The organism is Sporosarcina ureilytica (genome assembly GCF_001753205.1).
In the GTDB taxonomy this organism is placed as follows: domain Bacteria; phylum Bacillota; class Bacilli; order Bacillales_A; family Planococcaceae; genus Sporosarcina; species Sporosarcina ureilytica.
In genome coordinates this window covers 210,169-230,744 of record NZ_CP017560.1, presented here as the reverse complement: position 1 = coordinate 230,744, position 20,576 = coordinate 210,169, and the positions used below count along the sequence as shown (strand labels likewise).

Below are 20,576 nucleotides of genomic sequence, written 5' to 3'. Positions count from 1 at the left end.
GTATAGAAGCTGATACTTGAGGCACAAGTCAATCCTACTATGCAGTAAAAGCACGCTGCTGAATCGTCTTATGCCTGTCGAGGCTAGAAGGCGCCATGCACTTTTGTATTTGTATACGTTTAGAAAGGAAAGGTGAACAAGCTTGGCAATGGAAGATAATAATATTCAATCCTATGATGAAGCACAGATACAGGTGCTAGAAGGACTTGAAGCTGTTCGTAAACGTCCTGGTATGTATATTGGAACAACAAGTTCTAGAGGGCTTCACCATCTTGTATGGGAAATCGTTGACAATAGTATAGACGAAGCACTTGCGGGATACTGTGATCATATTGAAGTGACGATAGAAAAAGACAATTGGATTCGCGTCGATGATAATGGCCGTGGAATTCCAGTTGGTATACAAGAATCCACAGGGAGACCAGCTGTTGAGGTAATCATGACTGTCTTACACGCCGGGGGTAAGTTTGGCGGTGGCGGTTATAAAGTTTCAGGCGGATTACATGGGGTTGGTGCTGCTGTTGTAAATGCTTTGTCACTTGAAACAGAAGTATTCGTCAACCGTGGTGGAAAGAGATACTATATAAAATTTGAAAAAGGTGTTCCAACTGTTGAATTAAAAGAGATTGGAACTTCTGAAGAATCGGGAACGAGCGTTAGATTTAAAGCCGATCCAGAAATTTTCACTGAAACGACTGTGTTTGACTATGATACACTCGCAAATCGGTTAAGAGAGCTTGCCTATTTAAATCGTAAACTTCGCGTTTCCATTACAGATGCAAGGGATGACGAGGAGCGTACAGATACTTATTATTACGAAGGCGGTATCAAATCATACGTTGAACATTTAAATAAAAATAAAGAACCCATTCATGAAGAACCAATTTTTATTGAAGGAGAAAGAGATGGGATTGCGATTGAAATCGCGATGCAATACAACGGCGGATTTGCTGAAAACCTTTTATCTTTCGCGAATAATATTAATACGTACGAAGGTGGTACGCATGAATCAGGATTTAAGACAGCTTTAACACGTGTCGTGAATGACTATGCACGCAGAACTGGTTCATTGAAAGAAAATGATCAAAACTTATCCGGTGATGACGTTCGTGAAGGATTGACGGCAATTATTTCTATCAAGCACCCAGATCCTCAATTTGAAGGACAGACGAAAACAAAGCTTGGTAACTCTGAAGTAAGTACAATTACGAATCAATTGTTTTCAGAAGGATTCCAACGCTTTTTATTGGAAAATCCATCAACAGCTCAAACAATTATTGAAAAAAGCCTAATCGCCGCACAAGCAAGAATTGCAGCACGAAATGCTAGGGAATTTACACGAAGAAAATCAGCGCTTGAAGTATCAAGTTTACCTGGTAAACTTTCAGATTGTTCTTCACGCGATCCAGCCATTAGTGAATTGTATATCGTTGAGGGTGATTCAGCGGGTGGTTCGGCAAAAGGTGGAAGGGATCGACACTTCCAAGCAATTTTACCGTTAAGAGGTAAAATATTAAACGTAGAAAAAGCTCGACTCGACCGTATTTTGGGCAATGAGGAAATTCGGGCAATGATTACTGCGCTTGGAACCGGGATAGGCGAAGAATTTGAATTGGAGAAAGCGCGTTATCACAAAGTTGTCATTATGACGGATGCTGATGTTGACGGTGCACATATTCGTACGCTCTTACTAACTTTCTTTTTCCGTTTTATGAGACCGCTCATTGAAGCAGGGTATATTTATATCGCACAGCCACCTCTTTACCGCGTGAAACAAGGACGGAATGAGGAATACTGCTATACGGAAGAACAGTTAGAAGAAATCTTAGATGGTATGTCACAAAGTCCAAAACCAGTCATTACACGATATAAAGGGCTTGGTGAAATGGACGCAGAACAACTTTGGGATACAACAATGGATCCTGAACAACGTGTACTTTTACAAGTAGAGCTAGAGGATACAATCACAGCGGATGAAACATTCGAACACTTAATGGGCGAAGACGTTGAACCGCGTAGAAGATTTATTGAAGAAAACGCACAATACGTTAAAAACCTGGATGCGTAATAAAAGGAAACTGAAAGGAGTTTACCAATATGGCAGATATGCCAAATCGTGGCGTCAAAGGCATTAATATTAGTACGGAAATGAGAACATCGTTTTTAGACTATGCAATGAGTGTTATCGTTTCCCGTGCACTTCCCGATGTTAGGGACGGTTTAAAACCAGTGCATCGCCGAATTTTATACGCGATGCAAGACCTTGGGAATACTGCAGATAAGCCACATAAGAAATCTGCACGTATCGTCGGGGATGTCATTGGTAAATACCATCCACACGGCGATAGTGCTGTGTACGATACGATGGTTCGGATGGCACAGGACTTTAACTACCGTTATATGCTAGTAGACGGACATGGAAACTTCGGTTCTGTAGACGGAGATGCTGCCGCTGCCATGCGATATACGGAATCTAGAATGTCCCGTATCGCAATGGAATTACTTAGAGACATTAATAAAGATACGATAGATTATCAAGATAACTATGATGGTCAAGAACGAGAGCCTATTGTTCTACCAAGTCGTTTTCCAAACTTACTTGTGAACGGAACATCAGGAATCGCGGTTGGAATGGCAACGAATATTCCACCCCATCATTTAGGCGAAACCATCAATGCAGTACTTGCTTTAGCGGATAATGCGGAAATTACAACTGAAGAATTAATGGAAGTTCTACCTGGTCCTGATTTCCCAACAGGTGGAATTATTATGGGACGCAGTGGTATACGAAGAGCTTATAAAACAGGTAGAGGTTCATTAATCATTCGTGGTAAAGTTGAAATTGAACAAAAAGCGAATGGCAGAGAAACAATACTCGTTAATGAATTGCCTTACCAAGTAAACAAGGCACGATTAATTGAAAAAATTGCGGAACTCGTTCGCGATAAGAAAATTGATGGCATTACCGACTTGCGAGACGAATCTGACCGTAACGGTATGCGAATTGTCATTGAAATCCGCAGGGATGCAAATGCCAATGTTGTCTTAAATAATTTATATAAACAAACTGCACTCCAATCAAGTTTTGGTGTAAATATGCTTGCACTCGTAGATGGGCAGCCTAAAGTACTTGGTTTAAAAGAGATTTTATATCACTACTTAGAACATCAAAAAGTTGTCATTCGTAGACGTACACAATATGACTTACGTCGTGCGGAAGACCGTGCACATATTCTAGAGGGATTAAGAATTGCGCTTGATAATATTGATGCTATTATTGCCTTAATTCGTGCGTCAAAAACAACTGAAGAAGCAAAAAATGGTCTAATCGAGCAGTTTAATCTTTCGGAAAGACAAGCCCAAGCAATTCTAGACATGCGTCTCCAACGTTTAACAGGGTTGGAAAGGGATAAAATTGAAGAAGAGTATAAGCAACTTCAATTACTTATTGCTGAACTTCGTGCAATCCTTGCCGACGAGGAAAAGTTAGTACAAATTATTCGAGAAGAATTACTTGAGTTAAAGGAACGTTTTTCTGATGAGCGCAGGACTGAAATCACTGCCGGCGGTGCAGAAATGATTGAGGATGAAGATTTAATCCCAGTTGAAAACTCAGTTTTAACGCTAACACATAATGGTTATATTAAACGATTACCTGCAAATACTTATCGTAGCCAACGTCGTGGTGGCCGTGGTATTCAAGGAATGGGCACAAACGATGATGATTTCGTTGAACATTTATTGAATACATCGACACATGACACGATTTTATTCTTTACAAGTAAGGGCCGTGTATTTAGAACGAAAGGCTACCAAGTTCCAGAGTTTAGTCGAACAGCGAAAGGCTTGCCGATTATTAATCTACTTGGCGTAGACAAAGACGAAAATGTCACAGCCATGATTCCAGTTGCGGAATTTGAGGAAGATAAGTACTTCTTCTTTGTTACGCGGAATGGGGTTGCCAAGCGAACACGAGTCTCCGATTTTGCAAATATCCGTTCAAATGGTCTAATTGCTCTTACATTAAGGGATAATGATGAACTTATCGGGGTTAAAATGACGAACGGCAACGAAGATATCGTGATTGGAACGAAGGATGGTATGCTCATTCGATTCAATGAATCTGATATTCGTTCTATGGGACGTGTCGCAGGTGGAGTTCGAGGAATCCGTTTACGAGATGGCGATATAACCGTTGGAATGGATGTTATCGATGAAGGAAAAGAAATCCTCGTCGTTACTGAAAAAGGGTTTGGAAAACGAACGTCTGAAGAAGAGTACCGAATCCAATCTCGCGGCGGCTATGGGTTGAAAACATTGCATGTGACAGAACGTAACGGTTCGCTTGTCGCAATGAAAGCTGTCGATGGTACAGAAGATTTAATGTTAATTACAATCAATGGAATTTTAATCCGAATGGATATTAGCGATATTTCCGTTATTGGACGAAGTACGCAAGGTGTACGCCTAATCCGTCTCGGGGAAGATGAACTTGTTGCAACTGTCGCGAAAGTAGAGAAAGAAGATAATGATGAGGATGAAGATGAAGAATCCGATTCAGATTCGGCTGACGTAGATAACGATGCAGATTCGACGAGTACCGAAGCAGATTTAGACGAACAAAATGAATAATTTTAAACGCCAAATGAGCAAAAACTCATTTGGCGTTTTTAAAAAGGTTTAAAGCCTTTTTGATGTATAGTGAAATGATTCTATTATTTATCGTTCAGACAGAACTCATCAGGGTAAGTAATTCACTAAGAGATTGGTTGAAATATTAATTTTGTTTTTATCATTCAGCCTAGAACACCGTTGATTTCATTCGTGGGTTTGCATAAAATTTGTAAAGGAGTTAATAAAATGGGCAATTCATTCGTAGAATTACACAATTTACGTCCGGGTCTTACAATTAGTGAGGATATATACGTGAACACTCACTTTCCTATTGTTAAGAAAGATACGGATTTAACGAACGAACATATCCAGGTCCTACAAATGTTCAATGTTAAGAAAGTGAAAGTAAAAGAGACAAATCAGATTGTTCCAGTTCAGGATGAAGTAGAGGATATTAGACAAGAAGAACTCAACGCTCAAGATCATCATTCAAATACTACTCCTTTTCAAACTAGTTATTTAGAAACTGTAAATAAATTTAAAAAAGAGTATGTAAAATGGAGAGTGGGAATTAAACCTGACATAGCGAGTGTACGGTCTTTTATAGTTCCTTTACTAAAACAGTATGATAGTAGCGAAACGAACTTAACTTTTTTAAGCAATGTATCTAATACAAAAGATTATTTATATCATCATTCAATTGCCGTTGGATTAATTGCATTTTCCATTGGAAGAAAGTTGGATTTTTCATTAGGGGAATCCATACAATTGGGTTTGGCAGGGACACTTATTGATAGTGGGATGGCTAAAATTGAGTCATCCATAATAGAAAAAAATGCAGTTTTATCCGAAATGGAATATAGTGAGGTTAAAAAACATCCAATATATAGCTATCAAATGGTAAAAGACTCGCCTTTACTTAGAACAGAAATGAAACTCGCAATTCTCCAACACCACGAAAGACTTGATGGAAGTGGCTATCCTAGAGGGGATAAACAAAATAATGTTCTATTACATTCTCAAATCTTAGCATTGGCTGATGTATATCATGCAATGACTTCCGCTAGAATTTATCGATCAAAAGAATCACCATTCAAGGTTTTGGAAATTATAAGAGAAGAAGAGTTTGGGAAATTCGACATCAATGTAATCGATACTTTATATCATGTTATTGGAAAGCTTTCTTTAGGTACTGAGGTAAAACTATCTAATGGCATCAAAGGTGTTGTCATCTTTATTTATCAAGATGCTCCTTTCCGTCCAATCGTAAAATTAAATGAAGATGGGTCAACAATAGATTTAACAAAACAAAGGGATATTACTATTGATATGATTATTTAGTTATATTCATCGTCTTTTGTGTAAGCCTATGACATACTAGTGCCGACGTTGCCACATGATGTGGCAACCATCGTTGGCCAACGACTATCGAGACCAAGGACAGGTGACCATCCACTTTTGAATTATCCGCAGGTGGACTATGATGAAATGAACATTCTTCATTAGAGAGTAATGGAATAAATGGATGATCGATTAATAATCTACCGATCAATACTGCGCTTGAAAAGGCAGTTATATGAAATCATAAGATACTTAAATTAGCTAACGACCTTGCGCGAAGTATTCAAAATACATTTACTTTTATTTAGGTGTTGTTATTTTAAAAGTTTGGTGGTATAGTTATTAACGTTGCTGATTCGAGCAACACAAACAACAGCAAACAACGAACGGAAACAACGAAAAAGAAATTTAGAATTTGTTGTTGACATCGAGTTCGGAGTTGTGCTATGATATAAGAGTTGCTTCGGAAGAACGAAAGAAGCGGCCGGGAGGAACGATGAAAAGTTTCTTCTATAATATGAACCTTGAAAACTGAACAGCAAAACGTCAAGATATAACAACTACAAATCAACTTGTTGGTTTGTAGGAAACGAATCTTCGGATTCAAATGGACATCTTAAAGATGCCAGCAAAGAAATCGAGCTAATCGAATTTCTCTATTATGGAGAGTTTGATCCTGGCTCAGGACGAACGCTGGCGGCGTGCCTAATACATGCAAGTCGAGCGAACGAGGAAGAAACTTGTTTCTTCCTTTGTTAGCGGCGGATGGGTGAGTAACACGTGGGCAACCTGCCCTGTAGTTGGGGATAACTCCGGGAAACCGGGGCTAATACCGAATAATTAGTTCCTTCGCATGAAGGAACTCTGAAAGACGGCTATGCTGTCACTACGGGATGGGCCCGCGGCGCATTAGCTAGTTGGTGAGGTAACGGCTTACCAAGGCGACGATGCGTAGCCGACCTGAGAGGGTGATCGGCCACACTGGGACTGAGACACGGCCCAGACTCCTACGGGAGGCAGCAGTAGGGAATCTTCCACAATGGACGAAAGTCTGATGGAGCAACGCCGCGTGAGCGAAGAAGGTTTTCGGATCGTAAAGCTCTGTTGTGAGGGAAGAACAAGTATAGGAGTAACTGCCTGTACCTTGACGGTACCTCATTAGAAAGCCACGGCTAACTACGTGCCAGCAGCCGCGGTAATACGTAGGTGGCAAGCGTTGTCCGGAATTATTGGGCGTAAAGCGCGCGCAGGCGGCCTTTTAAGTCTGATGTGAAAGCCCACGGCTTAACCGTGGAAGGTCATTGGAAACTGGAAGGCTTGAGTACAGAAGAGGAAAGCGGAATTCCACGTGTAGCGGTGAAATGCGTAGAGATGTGGAGGAACACCAGTGGCGAAGGCGGCTTTCTGGTCTGTAACTGACGCTGAGGCGCGAAAGCATGGGGAGCAAACAGGATTAGATACCCTGGTAGTCCATGCCGTAAACGATGAGTGCTAAGTGTTAGGGGGTTTCCGCCCCTTAGTGCTGGAGCAAACGCATTAAGCACTCCGCCTGGGGAGTACGGCCGCAAGGCTGAAACTCAAAGGAATTGACGGGGACCCGCACAAGCGGTGGAGCATGTGGTTTAATTCGAAGCTACGCGAAGAACCTTACCAGGTCTTGACATCCCGCTGACCGGTATAGAGATATACCTTTCCCTTCGGGGACAGCGGTGACAGGTGGTGCATGGTTGTCGTCAGCTCGTGTCGTGAGATGTTGGGTTAAGTCCCGTAACGAGCGCAACCCTTGACCTTAGTTGCCAGCATTCAGTTGGGCACTCTAAGGTGACTGCCGGTGACAAACCGGAGGAAGGTGGGGATGACGTCAAATCATCATGCCCCTTATGACCTGGGCTACACACGTGCTACAATGGACGGTACAGAGGGTTGCCAACCCGCGAGGGGGAGCTAATCCCATAAAACCGTTCCCAGTTCGGATTGCAGGCTGCAACTCGCCTGCATGAAGCAGGAATCGCTAGTAATCGTGGATCAGCATGCCACGGTGAATACGTTCCCGGGTCTTGTACACACCGCCCGTCACACCACGAGAGTTTGTAACACCCGAAGTCGGTGGGGTAACCCTTTTGGGAGCCAGCCGCCGAAGGTGGGACAGATGATTGGGGTGAAGTCGTAACAAGGTAGCCGTATCGGAAGGTGCGGCTGGATCACCTCCTTTCTAAGGATATTTAACGGAATGAAGAGAAAGTTCTCTTCAACTTGACGTTTTGCGTTCAGTTTTGAGGGTTCATTAACATGAACTTTCATTACTTGTTCTTTGAAAACTGGATAAAACGACATTGAAATAAACATAAATGTAGTAATGTATGAATCAATTGTTGTATATCGCTATACAGCATTGGTTTTAAGGTTAAGTTAGAAAGGGCGCACGGCGGATGCCTTGGCACTAGGAGCCTATGAAGGACGGCACTAACACCGATATGCTCTGGGGAGCTGTAAGTAAGCTTTGATCCAGAGATTTCCGAATGGGGAAACCCACTGTTCGTAATGGAGCAGTACATATACGTGAATACATAGCGTATATGAGGCACACCCGGAGAACTGAAACATCTAAGTACCCGGAGGAAGAGAAAGAAAATCGATTCCCTGAGTAGCGGCGAGCGAAACGGGAACAGCCCAAACCAGGAAGCTTGCTTCCTGGGGTTGTAGGACACTCTATACGGAGTTACAAAGGAATGCATTAGATGAAGCGACCTGGAAAGGTCTGCCATAGTGGGTAATAGCCCCGTAATCAAAAGTGTATTCTCTCCAGAGTGGATCCTGAGTACGACGGAACACGTGAAATTCCGTCGGAATCCGGGAGGACCATCTCCCAAGGCTAAATACTTCCTAGTGACCGATAGTGAACCAGTACCGTGAGGGAAAGGTGAAAAGCACCCCGGAAGGGGAGTGAAATAGATCCTGAAACCGTGTGCCTACAAGTAGTCAGAGCTCGATGCTGTTTCTTCGGAAATAAGCTGAGTGATGGCGTGCCTTTTGTAGAATGAACCGGCGAGTTACTGATTACATGCAAGGTTAAGCAGAGAATGCGGAGCCGCAGCGAAAGCGAGTCTGAATAGGGCGTTTTAGTATGTAGTCGTAGACCCGAAACCAGGTGATCTACCCATGTCCAGGGTGAAGGTAAGGTAACACTTACTGGAGGCCCGAACCCACGTATGTTGAAAAATGCGGGGATGAGGTGTGGGTAGCGGTGAAATTCCAATCGAACCTGGAGATAGCTGGTTCTCTCCGAAATAGCTTTAGGGCTAGCCTCAAACGTTAGAATCTCGGAGGTAGAGCACTGTTTGGACTAGGGGCCCATCCCGGGTTACCGAATTCAGACAAACTCCGAATGCCGATGATTTTTGTTTGGGAGTCAGACTGCGGGTGATAAGATTCGTAGTCGAGAGGGAAACAACCCAGACCACCAGTTAAGGTCCCCAAGTATTCGTTAAGTGGAAAAGGATGTGGCGTTGCCCAGACAACCAGGATGTTGGCTTAGAAGCAGCCACCATTTAAAGAGTGCGTAATAGCTCACTGGTCGAGTGGCGCTGCGCCGAAAATGTACCGGGGCTAAACGAATCACCGAAACTGTGGATTGACACCTTTGGTGTCAGTGGTAGGAGAGCGTTCTAGGGGCGTCGAAGCTAGACTGTAAGGACTAGTGGAGCGCCTAGAAGTGAGAATGCCGGTATGAGTAGCGAAAGAAGGGTGAGAATCCCTTCCACCGAATGCCTAAGGTTTCCTGAGGAAGGCTCGTCCGCTCAGGGTTAGTCGGGACCTAAGTCGAGGCCGAAAGGCGTAGACGATGGATAACAGGTTGATATTCCTGTACCACCTCCCCGCCGTTTGAGTAATGGGGGGACGCAGTAGGATAGGGTGAGCGCACGGTTGGTAATGTGCGTCTAAGCAGTGAGGTGTGAAACGAGGCAAATCCCGTTTCTATAACATTGAGCTGTGATAGCAAGGGGAATTTTCCCCGGAGTCCCTGATTTCACGCTGCCAAGAAAAGCCTCTAACGAGGCGGGAGGTGCCCGTACCGCAAACCGACACAGGTAGGCGAGGAGAGAATCCTAAGGTGATCGAGAGAACTCTCGTTAAGGAACTCGGCAAAATGACCCCGTAACTTCGGGAGAAGGGGTGCTCTGATAGGGTGTTAAAGCCCGAGAGAGCCGCAGTGAATAGGCCCAGGCGACTGTTTAGCAAAAACACAGGTCTCTGCAAAACCGTAAGGTGACGTATAGGGGCTGACGCCTGCCCGGTGCTGGAAGGTTAAGGGAAGAGGTTAGCGCAAGCGAAGCTTTGAACCGAAGCCCCAGTAAACGGCGGCCGTAACTATAACGGTCCTAAGGTAGCGAAATTCCTTGTCGGGTAAGTTCCGACCCGCACGAAAGGCGTAACGATCTGGGCACTGTCTCAACGAGAGACTCGGTGAAATTATAGTACCTGTGAAGATGCAGGTTACCCGCGACAGGACGGAAAGACCCCGTGGAGCTTTACTGCAACCTGATATTGAATTCTGATGCAGTCTGTACAGGATAGGTAGGAGCCTTTGAAACCGGAGCGCCAGCTTCGGTGGAGGCATTGGTGGGATACTACCCTGACTGTATTGGAATTCTAACCCATGCCCCTTAGCGGGGTAGGAGACAGTGTCAGGCGGGCAGTTTGACTGGGGCGGTCGCCTCCTAAAGAGTAACGGAGGCGCCCAAAGGTTCCCTCAGAATGGTTGGACATCATTCGTAGAGTGCAAAGGCATAAGGGAGCTTGACTGCGAGACCTACAAGTCGAGCAGGGTCGAAAGACGGGCTTAGTGATCCGGTGGTTCCGCATGGAAGGGCCATCGCTCAACGGATAAAAGCTACCCCGGGGATAACAGGCTTATCTCTCCCAAGAGTTCACATCGACGGGGAGGTTTGGCACCTCGATGTCGGCTCATCGCATCCTGGGGCTGTAGTCGGTCCCAAGGGTTGGGCTGTTCGCCCATTAAAGCGGTACGCGAGCTGGGTTCAGAACGTCGTGAGACAGTTCGGTCCCTATCCGTCGCGGGCGCAGGAAATTTGAGAGGAGCTGTCCTTAGTACGAGAGGACCGGGATGGACATACCGCTGGTGTACCAGTTGTCTTGCCAAAGGCATAGCTGGGTAGCTACGTATGGACGGGATAAATGCTGAAAGCATCTAAGCATGAAGCCCCCCTCAAGATGAGATTTCCCATTACGTAAGTAAGTAAAATCCCTCAAAGATGATGAGGTTGATAGGTCCGAGGTGGAAGCATGGCGACATGTGCAGCTGACGGATACTAATCGATTGAGGACTTATCCTTAAATACATGACAGTTTGTGTCATTCAATGTTTTGTTTATCCAGTTTTGAGCGAATAAGCTCAATAGTTTGGTGGCGATAGCGAAGAGGTCACACCCGTTCCCATACCGAACACGGAAGTTAAGCTCTTCAGCGCCGATGGTAGTTGGGGTTAGCCCCTGCAAGAGTAGGACGTTGCCAAGCACTAAAAGAGTCATTACCTTATGGTAGTGACTCTTTTTGTTTATAAAAATATATAAGTGGTATCCTACTGATGGGAAATATATATTGTTCACTAGAAACGCTGTAACCAGCTCTGTTGGAATGAATGGCGTTAGTTAATTAGTTGGTTCGATGAAATCTGTTACTAGATTGTGTAGCTGCTTCTGGATTTCCCCCCAGTTGGGCAGTTAATGCAATCTGTCTTTAAGTAACGATTAGTTATGAAGTTGTATGGCAATAGTATTAAACGGGTGAGAGTAATTCCGTAAAATTAATATTCATTATGAATTCAATCGATTATGTGAAGATTGTACATTGAATAATGTGAAAACATTTACTAATCGCATGGCCCTTGACAGTACTAAAGGGCGCTGATAATATTTTACTAATATTCAAATGACCTGAGGGAGGCAAAATAGCAATGTGGGAGTCAAAATTTGCTCGTGAAGGACTTACTTTCGATGATGTATTACTCGTACCGGGGCCTTCTGATGTATTACCAAAAGACGTATCTTTATCAGTGAAATTAACGGATAAAATTCAATTAAATATTCCGATTATCAGTGCTGGGATGGATACTGTTACGGAAGCAAGAATGGCAATTTCAATGGCGCGTCAAGGTGGACTTGGGATTATTCATAAAAATATGAGTATCGAAGAGCAGGCTGAACAAGTTATTACAGTAAAACGATCAGAAAATGGTGTCATTACAAATCCATTTTATTTAACGCCTGAACATCAAGTATTCGATGCAGAACATCTGATGGGAAGATACAGAATTTCTGGCGTACCTATTGTTAATAATGAAGAAGAATTAAAGCTTGTTGGGATTATTACGAATAGAGATATGCGCTTTATCGAAGATTACTCACTCTCTATTTCGGATGTTATGACGAAAGATAATTTAGTGACTGCACCTGTTGGTACAACTTTGGCGGATGCAGAGAAGATTTTACAGCAGTATAAAATTGAAAAGTTACCGATTGTTGATGAAGAAGGAATTTTGAATGGTTTAATTACCATTAAAGATATTGAAAAAGTAATTGAGTTTCCAAACGCTGCAAAAGACTCGCAAGGACGACTGCTTGTTGGAGCAGCTGTAGGTGTAACTTCTGACACGATGATTCGTGTAGAAAAGCTTGTAAAAGCAGAAGTTGACGTAATTGTTATTGATACGGCTCACGGACACTCCAAAGGGGTGCTAGACACTGTTAAGCAAATTCGCGAAGTTTATCCTGAGTTGGATATTATCGCAGGGAATATTGCTACTGCAGAAGCTGCACGGGCTTTATACGAGGCTGGTGCTGATGTCGTTAAAGTAGGAATCGGTCCAGGTTCAATTTGTACGACTCGTGTTGTGGCAGGAGTAGGTGTACCGCAAATTACAGCAATTTATGAGTGTGCATCGGTTGCACGTGAATTAGGAAAAACAATGATTGCTGATGGTGGTATTAAATATTCCGGTGATATTATGAAGGCTTTAGCAGCAGGTGGACATGTTGTGATGCTTGGAAGTTTGCTTGCAGGGACATCGGAGAGTCCTGGAGAAACAGAGTTATTCCAAGGACGTCGTTTTAAAGTTTACCGTGGAATGGGCTCTGTTGGTGCAATGGAAAAAGGCTCTAAAGATCGTTATTTCCAAGATGATGCGAAAAAGCTTGTTCCTGAAGGGATTGAGGGACGTCTTCCATACAAGGGAGATCTTGCAGATACAATTCATCAGTTAATTGGTGGGATTCGTTCAGGAATGGGTTATTGTGGAACGAAAGATCTACAGGACTTACGTGAAAATGCTCAGTTTATCCGCATGACAGGTGCAGGATTACGAGAAAGCCATCCTCACCAGGTCCAAATTACAAAAGAAGCACCGAACTATACACTTTCATGAACTTCTCATGATTATAATTAAGAGTATTCTTGACTAATATATCGAATAGTATTTAGGAACTTTTGCATCTTTCCTGCGTCTATATATGAGCGGAAAGATGCTTTTTTTGTCTAGTTTCAGGTGCTAGCGGCTTGGGGCAGAAGTCTTTTAGTAAGCACCTTTAGCTTATTTATTTAATTAGTTCGCACGACGTATCGGAATTATGTTAAAATGATTGAGGGGAAATAGTAATTACGGAGGTAGTACTTTGAAACAGAGAATGAGAAATTTGTTAGTGTTGTTGATCGTCCCATTTATGCTAATATCGACAGTTGGCATTAATCCGGCTGCCGCTAATGATAAATTAGGCATCCATGTTGATGGTGCTATTTTAATTGACGCAGACACAGGTAAAATATTATATGAAGAAAATGCAGATACGCCATTAGGCATTGCAAGTATGACAAAAATGATGACCGAGTATCTATTATTTGAAGCAATTGCTGAAGGAAAAATTACTTGGGAACAAGAATATAAAGTAAATGAATATACATATGCGATTTCGCAGGATGGACGTTTAAGTAACGTACCCCTTCGCGCGGATGGTACCTATACAATTAAGGAGTTATACGAAGCGCTTGCAATTTATTCGGCAAATGCCGCAACCATTGCAATTGCTGAAACCATTGCAGGTACGGAAACAGCGTTTTTGAAATTAATGAATGAAAAAGCAGAAGAATTAGGGTTAGAAGGTTATAAATTTGTCAACTCAACGGGTTTAAATAATGAAGATTTGCAAGGAATGCATCCTGCAGGCACTGGCGAGAAAGATGAAAACGTCATGCCGGCGAAATCGGTTGCGAAACTAGCATATCATTTAATTCATGATTATCCGGAAGTATTGGAAACGACAAAAATCAATACGAAATGGTTCCGTGAAGGGACTGACGATGCCACTAAAATGGATAACTGGAACTTCATGCTGCCTGGCTTTGTGTATGAATATGAAGGGGTAGACGGGTTAAAGACAGGAACGACGAACTTTGCAGGATATACTTTCACAGGGACAGCAAAGCGTAACGGAAAACGATTAATTGCTGTTGTGATGAAAGCAGTCGATGCGGATGGAAACGGTTCTTATAAAGCTCGATTTGAAGCTACTCGTGCATTGTTTGACTATGGATTTGGTCAGTTTTCTGAAGTTGAACTTGTGCCGGCAGGTTATGAATTTGAAGAACAAAAGACAATTGATGTTAATAAAGGGAAAAATGATTCCGTTAAAATAGCCGTGAAAGATTCGGTTACAATGATGGTGAAAACGAGTGAAAAAGATTTGTACAAGCCTGAACTTGTAATAGATGAATCGAAATTGACAGACGGAAAACTTGAAGCACCTGTAAAAAAAGGAACAGTTGTCGGTCATATCAACATGGTACGAACGGAAGGCACGGATTACGGCTTTATTGATAGTAATCAGTACGCGGGAGAAGTCGTTGCTACAGAAACAGTAGAAAAAGCAGGTTGGTTTAAATTAAGTATGCGTGCAACAGGTTCATTTTTTGTAAGCATTTGGGATAGTACGACTGGTTTTGTAAAAGGATTATTTTCATAAAAATAAAAAGGAGTGGCCTAATTAGGTCATTCCTTTTTTTGATAGAAATTGCTATCGGGTAAGTCTTAAATGCGTTATTAACAAGTAGCAATTGGAGAACACTTACTTTTCGGTAATTCCCCAAGCGGCCATAAGTTTTTGTGTTCCAGTAATAATCTCTTCGTCGGATAGACCTCCAAAACCGATCAGGAAAGAAGGTGTACCGGTCTTTTTTTTCGTTCGATATGTGTTCAGCCCATAAATCCGAATGCCAGCTGAAAGGGCTCTCTCCGCTAGGCTCTCCTCATTATCATTCGTTTGTACATCGATGGTAATATGCATACCTGTTTCTTCGCCATAATAAGAAACAATTGGTTCATATGGGGTTAGTGCATCCATTAATGTTTGTAATTTCCGCTTGTAGATTGTACGCATCCGATTTAAATGTCTTGAAAATTGTCCATCTCTCATAAAGCGCGCTAAAATATGCTGATCTAAACGTGGGACTGTAGAGACATAATGGATAAAAGCATCTTGATATCTTCTTAGCAAAACTTTTGGCAGTACCATATAAGCAATCCGTAAAGAAGGCATTAATGATTTAGAGAACGTACTGATGTAAATCACATTTTCCCCGTTATCCATGCCATACAATGCGGGGATGGGGCGGCCTGTATAACGAAATTCACTGTCATAATCGTCTTCAATAATAAAACGGTGCGCTTTCATGGAAGCCCAGTTTAAAAGGGCAATTCTACGTGCTGCTGATAGTACTGTACCAGTTGGAAACTGATGTGATGGTGTTACATAGGCCACAGATGCATCGACTTGTTGAAGCGCATCTACGTCCATTCCTTCATTATCTACCGGGATTGGAATGGCTTGCCGATTATTGTGGGAAAAGACATGGTGCGTTAATGGATAACCAGGATCTTCAATCGCAAAGGATGCATCTTTTCCTAAAATACGAATAACAAGCGGCATAAGCTGCTCTGTACCAGAACCGATAATAATTTGCTCGGGTGTACAATCGACCCCACGCGAGTGATATAAATACTGGGCAATTTCTTGTCGTAGTTCAATATCGCCATGTGGATGGCCAAGCAGTAAAAGATGATTGGATGATTCATCAATGGTTTCTTTTGCAAACTTCCTCCACTGTGAGAATGGAAAATTGATTGTGTCTATATGACCGGGTGAAAAATCAATATTAATGGTTTCTTTTTTTATTGGAGCAGTTTTGAAAACTTCCTTTTTCGGTTGTACATAAGCCAGTTCATCAATTGCTTGAACGTAAAATCCTTTTCTTGGGCGTGATAAAATAAAACCTTCAGCGCTTAACTGACCATACGCTTGTTCAATTGTCGTCTGGCTGACGTTTAAAAACTCTCCTAATTTACGTTTGGAAGGTAGTTTCATTCCAACTTGTAATTTACCTTGAATAATATCTTGTCGAATTTGGTTATAAATCTGTTCATACAATGGGATTGGTGCTTCTTTACTTAGCTCGATTAACAGCATATCAATATTCAATTTTATCTGACCCCTTCATTTTATATGAATCTGAGTATTTGAATCATGTCAATATCAATTATACTGAACAATAAGAAAAGGGGGAAGAATAAATGGATATGAAATATGGTGGCGTGATTATGGATGTAATTAATGGGGAGCAAGCAAAAATAGCGGAGGCGGCAGGTGCAATTGCAGTTATGGCACTTGAACGTGTTCCGTCGGATATCAGAGCGGCTGGTGGAGTGGCGAGAATGGCAGACCCACGCATTGTTGAAGAAGTACAAGCAGCTGTGTCGATTCCAGTGATGGCAAAGGCAAGAATTGGTCATATCTCGGAAGCGCGTTTGCTAGAAGCGATGAAAGTGGACTATATTGATGAAAGTGAAGTGTTATCTCCGGCAGATGATGAGTTCCACTTATTAAAGAGTGACTATGAAGTACCATTTGTTTGTGGTGCACGTGATCTTGGAGAAGCAGCGAGAAGAATTGGCGAAGGTGCAAAAATGCTGCGTACAAAAGGGGAACCAGGGACGGGCAATATTGTGGAAGCAGTTCGCCATTTAAGGAAAGTGAATGCACAGGTAAATAAACTCATTCATATGGATGATGCGGAAGTTATGACAGAAGCCCGTATTTTAGGGGCACCTTATGAAGTGTTATTAGCGATTAAGAAGGCGGGTCGCTTACCAGTGACAAACTATGCGGCGGGCGGTGTAGCAACACCGGCAGATGCAGCGTTAATGATGGAACTAGGTGCGGACGGTGTATTCGTTGGTTCTGGAATTTTTAAATCGGAAAACCCTGAAAAGTTTGCGCGTGCGATTGTGAAAGCAACTGCAAATTATAGAGATTATGATTTGTTAATTGAACTCTCAAAGGATCTTGGAACGCCGATGAAAGGGATTGAAATGTCGGCGCTTGCTGAAAGTGAACGAATGGCAGCGCGTAGCTTATAAGAATTCGCTTTGAACTGCAAAATTGGAGATAATAAATACCTACTCTACTCATGGTGGATTAGGTATTTTTTTAGTCGGAGGTTGGAAGTGATGGAATGGGTAAAAGTTTTTGATGAAAATTTCCAATGGGTTGGTGAAGATACAAGAGAGAATGTTCATCGACAAGGAAAATGGCATGAGACGTTTCATTGTTGGTTTGTAGATAGACAATTTATTTACGTTCAAAAGAGAAGTGACGCTAAAAATGATTTTCCGTCGTTATTTGATATAACCGCAGCTGGACATTTAGAAGCGACAGAGACTATAGAAGGTGGCGTTAGAGAAATCGAAGAAGAACTTGGCGTGAAAGTTCAATTTTCTCAATTAACATCAGTTGGTGTAGTTCAAGATATTATTGACCTACCGGGTTTTCAAGACTATGAATTTGCACATGTATTTTTATATGTTTCTTCATTTGAGCCAACTGACTTTACCTTACAAGAAGAAGAAGTGGATAGCATCCATGCAATAAAAAAAGAAGATTTCATTCGGCTATGCTCACAAGAAGTGAATAATGTGAGGTGCCGTAACATAATGATGGGTACTGTTACAGAGATAGGGTTGGTCGATTTTGTTCCGCACCATATAAATTATTTTGAAGCGATCGCTAAAAAGTTAGTTTTTGTATAACTTGCGAATAAAGTGGCAATATAGTATGGTATATGTAATTTAAATAGTTAGACGATGAAAGGAAGCAGTAGCAAGTCTGTTTTTTCAAAGAGAGTCAGCGGGGGGTGAAAGCTGATAAAAAACATTTGTGAATCCGTCCTTGAGTAGCTAGGCTGAACATTTAGTAAGCCTATGCCGGTCAGTTGAACCGTTATTTCAATGAAGTGAATCGGACTATGTGGTCTGGTTAATTTGGGTGGCAACGCGGGTAGTTCTCGTCCCTTTTATGACAAGGGGATAGAGGGCTTTTTTTGTGTTCTAAAATAGTAGAGGAGGAGAATTGTATGTTAGATATTAAGAAACTACGCACAAATTTCGATGAAGTAAAAGAAAAATTAGCAAGACTAGGTGAAGACTTAACGGATCTTGATCAGTTTGGGGAACTTGATGAAAAAAGAAGAGAATTAATTGTTAAAACAGAGCAATTGAAAGCAGAACGTAATGAAGTATCGCAGCAAATTGCGCAAATGAAACGCAACAAAGAAAATGCAGATGAAGCAATTTTACGTATGCGTGAGGTTGGGGAAGAAATAAAAGGTCTGGAAACAGCGCTACATGAAGTTGAAGAGAAACTGAATTATATTCTCATGCGCATCCCAAATACACCGCATGACAGTGTACCACAAGGGGACAGTGATGACGAAAATGTAGAAATCCGCACGTGGGGCGAAAAAACATCATTTACATTTGAACCGAAGCCGCATTGGGATTTAGGAACGGATTTAAATATTTTAGATTTTGAAAGAGCAGCAAAAGTCGCTGGAAGCCGCTTTGTTTTCTATCGTGGATTAGGGGCTCGTTTAGAAAGAGCACTCATTAGCTTCATGCTAGACTTGCATGTTGATGAGCATGGTTATGAAGAGTTACTTCCACCGCAACTTGTTAATCGTACAAGTTTAAAGGGAACAGGACAGTTACCGAAGTTTGCGGAGGACTTATTCCATGTTGAAGAAGAGGACTATTTCTTAATTCCAACTTCAGAGGTACCTGTTACTAACTTCCATAGTGATGAAATTTTAGACGGTAGTAAGTTACCTATTAACTTTACTGCATATAGCGCAAACTTCCGTTCAGAGGCAGGTTCTGCAGGAAGAGATACACGTGGATTAATTCGACAGCATCAGTTCAATAAAGTAGAACTTGTCCGTCTTGTAAAACCGGAAGATTCCTATGATGAATTAGAAAAATTAACAGGTCATGCGGAGAAAGTATTACAACTGTTAGAGTTGCCATACCGTGTTGTAAGACTTTGCACAGGAGATCTAGGTTTTTCATCCGCAAAAACGTACGACTTAGAAGTATGGATGCCAACGCAGAATGTGTACCGTGAAATTTCTTCATGTTCAAACTTTGAAGACTTCCAAGCGCGTCGTGCACATATCCGTTACCGTAAAGAGGCTGGAGCTAAACCAGAGTTCGTGCATACGTTAAACGGAAGTGGTGTAGCGGTAGGACGTACAGTAGCGGCTATTTTAGAAAACTATCAGCAAGAAGATGGTTCTGTGATCATTCCGAAAGCACTCCGTCCATATATGGGTGGTAAAGAAGTTATTAAGTAACAGGTTTATAGACAGAAAAAATCGTGCGAGCGTTATTCAACGTCTGGCACGATTTTCTTTTGCTGTTTCTTGCGTTCTCGAATCGCTCTGAAGAATTCTGTTAGCATTTGACCGCATTCATCCGCTAAAACACCTTCAGTTACTGCGGCTTCATGATTAAACCGCGCATCATTGAGTAATTCATAAAGAGAATGTACACAGCCGCCTTTAGGGTCTCGTGCGCCGTAAACGACCCGAGGAATACGAGATTGTATAATTGCACCTGCACACATTGGACAAGGCTCAAGTGTGACGTATAATGTAGTTTTTTCTAGTCGCCAACTGTCCAAGACTTCACAAGCATCTTGGATAGCAGAGAGTTCGGCATGTGTGGTTGCATTTTGCGTTGATTCGCGTAAGTTATGCGCACGTGCAATGACTTGATCTTCATGAACAATAATTGCACCAATCGGCACTTCACCTAATTTTTCCGCTTTACGAGCTTCTGCAATTGCCATTCGCATATATTCATTATCTTTTTCAAATGATGTCATCTGCATCGCTCCTTTGCTTTATTGTAGCATGAGTGCTGTGTAATGAAGAATTTTTTATAATCAACGTTATTAAAATGTATTCCGAACAATGTTGATTTCCGTTCCAGGCGCACGCTTTTCCAGCTTCAGGAGGCAGATGCTCGAGTCATAAGCCAAATTAACTGCGTGGCAAAAAGCGCCACTCCGTTAATTCGTCTTATGCTTGTCGCGTCTAATCGCCTCCTTCAGCTTTCATTATTTCCGTGGGGCGGGCGGTGATCCTGTTATACGTTCCTGCTCCCAAACACTTCGCTTTTTGGTCGCAAAACTCGTTCTTCGTTACGGCTTTCGCTAATCCCA

The 20,576-nt window shown here is 42.2% G+C and carries 10 protein-coding genes, 3 rRNA genes and 1 other annotated feature; of the genes, 11 read left to right on the top strand and 2 right to left on the bottom strand.

Going from position 1 to position 20,576, the window contains the following annotated elements; all coding sequences use genetic code 11:
- Positions 1-148: 148 nt before the first annotated feature.
- From gyrB to BI350_RS01100, 8 genes are all read left to right on the top strand, one after another.
- A complete protein-coding gene (gyrB, locus tag BI350_RS01135; protein ID WP_075529179.1) occupies positions 149-2,068 on the top strand; it encodes a DNA topoisomerase (ATP-hydrolyzing) subunit B in 1,920 nt (639 codons plus the stop codon).
- Between the two features lie 29 nt (positions 2,069-2,097).
- Positions 2,098-4,632 (top strand): DNA gyrase subunit A, encoded by a 2,535-nt coding sequence (gyrA, locus tag BI350_RS01130; RefSeq protein ID WP_075526449.1) that lies wholly within the window; start codon positions 2,098-2,100, stop codon positions 4,630-4,632.
- A gap of 228 nt (positions 4,633-4,860) precedes the next feature.
- The gene (locus BI350_RS01125) at positions 4,861-5,955 is read left to right on the top strand and encodes an HD-GYP domain-containing protein (RefSeq protein WP_075526448.1); all 1,095 of its coding nucleotides are present in this window, start codon (positions 4,861-4,863) and stop codon (positions 5,953-5,955) included.
- 658 nt (positions 5,956-6,613) lie between these two features.
- A 16S ribosomal RNA gene (locus BI350_RS01120) occupies positions 6,614-8,167 on the top strand.
- Positions 8,168-8,357: 190 nt separating this feature from the next.
- Positions 8,358-11,309 (top strand): 23S ribosomal RNA (locus BI350_RS01115).
- Between the two features lie 66 nt (positions 11,310-11,375).
- Positions 11,376-11,490, top strand: a 5S ribosomal RNA gene (gene rrf, locus BI350_RS01110).
- The 16S, 23S and 5S rRNA genes sit together here, the layout of an rRNA operon.
- A 439-nt stretch (positions 11,491-11,929) precedes the next feature.
- Complete coding sequence (gene guaB / locus BI350_RS01105) at positions 11,930-13,396, top strand: IMP dehydrogenase (RefSeq protein WP_075526447.1); 1,467 nt, start codon at positions 11,930-11,932, stop codon at positions 13,394-13,396.
- 247 nt (positions 13,397-13,643) lie between these two features.
- Positions 13,644-14,987, top strand: a complete 1,344-nt coding sequence (locus tag BI350_RS01100) for a serine hydrolase (RefSeq protein WP_245698283.1) — start codon at positions 13,644-13,646, stop codon at positions 14,985-14,987.
- A gap of 102 nt (positions 14,988-15,089) precedes the next feature.
- On the opposite strand, the gene pdxR is transcribed toward BI350_RS01100, so the two are convergent.
- Positions 15,090-16,493, bottom strand: coding sequence for a MocR-like pyridoxine biosynthesis transcription factor PdxR (gene pdxR / locus BI350_RS01095; protein ID WP_075529177.1), 1,404 nt, complete (start codon positions 16,491-16,493; stop codon positions 15,090-15,092).
- Positions 16,494-16,591: 98 nt separating this feature from the next.
- On the opposite strand from pdxR, the gene pdxS reads away from it, so the two are divergent.
- The 3 genes from pdxS to serS all read left to right on the top strand — a co-directional run bounded on the left by pdxS (position 16,592) and on the right by serS (position 19,704).
- Entirely contained in the window at positions 16,592-17,437 is an 846-nt protein-coding gene (gene pdxS, locus BI350_RS01090) for a pyridoxal 5'-phosphate synthase lyase subunit PdxS (RefSeq protein ID WP_075526446.1), read from the top strand.
- A 90-nt stretch (positions 17,438-17,527) separates the two neighbouring features.
- Positions 17,528-18,106 (top strand): NUDIX hydrolase, encoded by a 579-nt coding sequence (locus BI350_RS01085; RefSeq protein ID WP_075526445.1) that lies wholly within the window; start codon positions 17,528-17,530, stop codon positions 18,104-18,106.
- A 45-nt stretch (positions 18,107-18,151) separates the two neighbouring features.
- Positions 18,152-18,371, top strand: a binding site (T-box leader).
- 58 nt (positions 18,372-18,429) lie between these two features.
- Positions 18,430-19,704 (top strand): serine--tRNA ligase, encoded by a 1,275-nt coding sequence (gene serS / locus BI350_RS01080; protein ID WP_075526444.1) that lies wholly within the window; start codon positions 18,430-18,432, stop codon positions 19,702-19,704.
- 32 nt (positions 19,705-19,736) lie between these two features.
- On the opposite strand, the gene tadA is transcribed toward serS, so the two are convergent.
- On the bottom strand, positions 19,737-20,237 hold the full coding sequence (gene tadA / locus BI350_RS01075; RefSeq protein ID WP_075526443.1) for a tRNA adenosine(34) deaminase TadA: 501 nt from the start codon (positions 20,235-20,237) through the stop codon (positions 19,737-19,739).
- Positions 20,238-20,576 lie beyond the last annotated feature (339 nt).

Coding starts and splice junctions, on each gene's coding strand:
- gyrB (WP_075529179.1), top strand. CDS start 149: ATGGAAGATAATAATATTCAATCCTATGATGAAGCACAGATACAGGTG.
- gyrA (WP_075526449.1), top strand. CDS start 2,098: ATGGCAGATATGCCAAATCGTGGCGTCAAAGGCATTAATATTAGTACG.
- BI350_RS01125 (WP_075526448.1), top strand. CDS start 4,861: ATGGGCAATTCATTCGTAGAATTACACAATTTACGTCCGGGTCTTACA.
- guaB (WP_075526447.1), top strand. CDS start 11,930: ATGTGGGAGTCAAAATTTGCTCGTGAAGGACTTACTTTCGATGATGTA.
- pdxS (WP_075526446.1), top strand. CDS start 16,592: ATGGATATGAAATATGGTGGCGTGATTATGGATGTAATTAATGGGGAG.
- BI350_RS01085 (WP_075526445.1), top strand. CDS start 17,528: ATGGAATGGGTAAAAGTTTTTGATGAAAATTTCCAATGGGTTGGTGAA.
- serS (WP_075526444.1), top strand. CDS start 18,430: ATGTTAGATATTAAGAAACTACGCACAAATTTCGATGAAGTAAAAGAA.
- tadA (WP_075526443.1), bottom strand. CDS start 20,237: ATGACATCATTTGAAAAAGATAATGAATATATGCGAATGGCAATTGCA.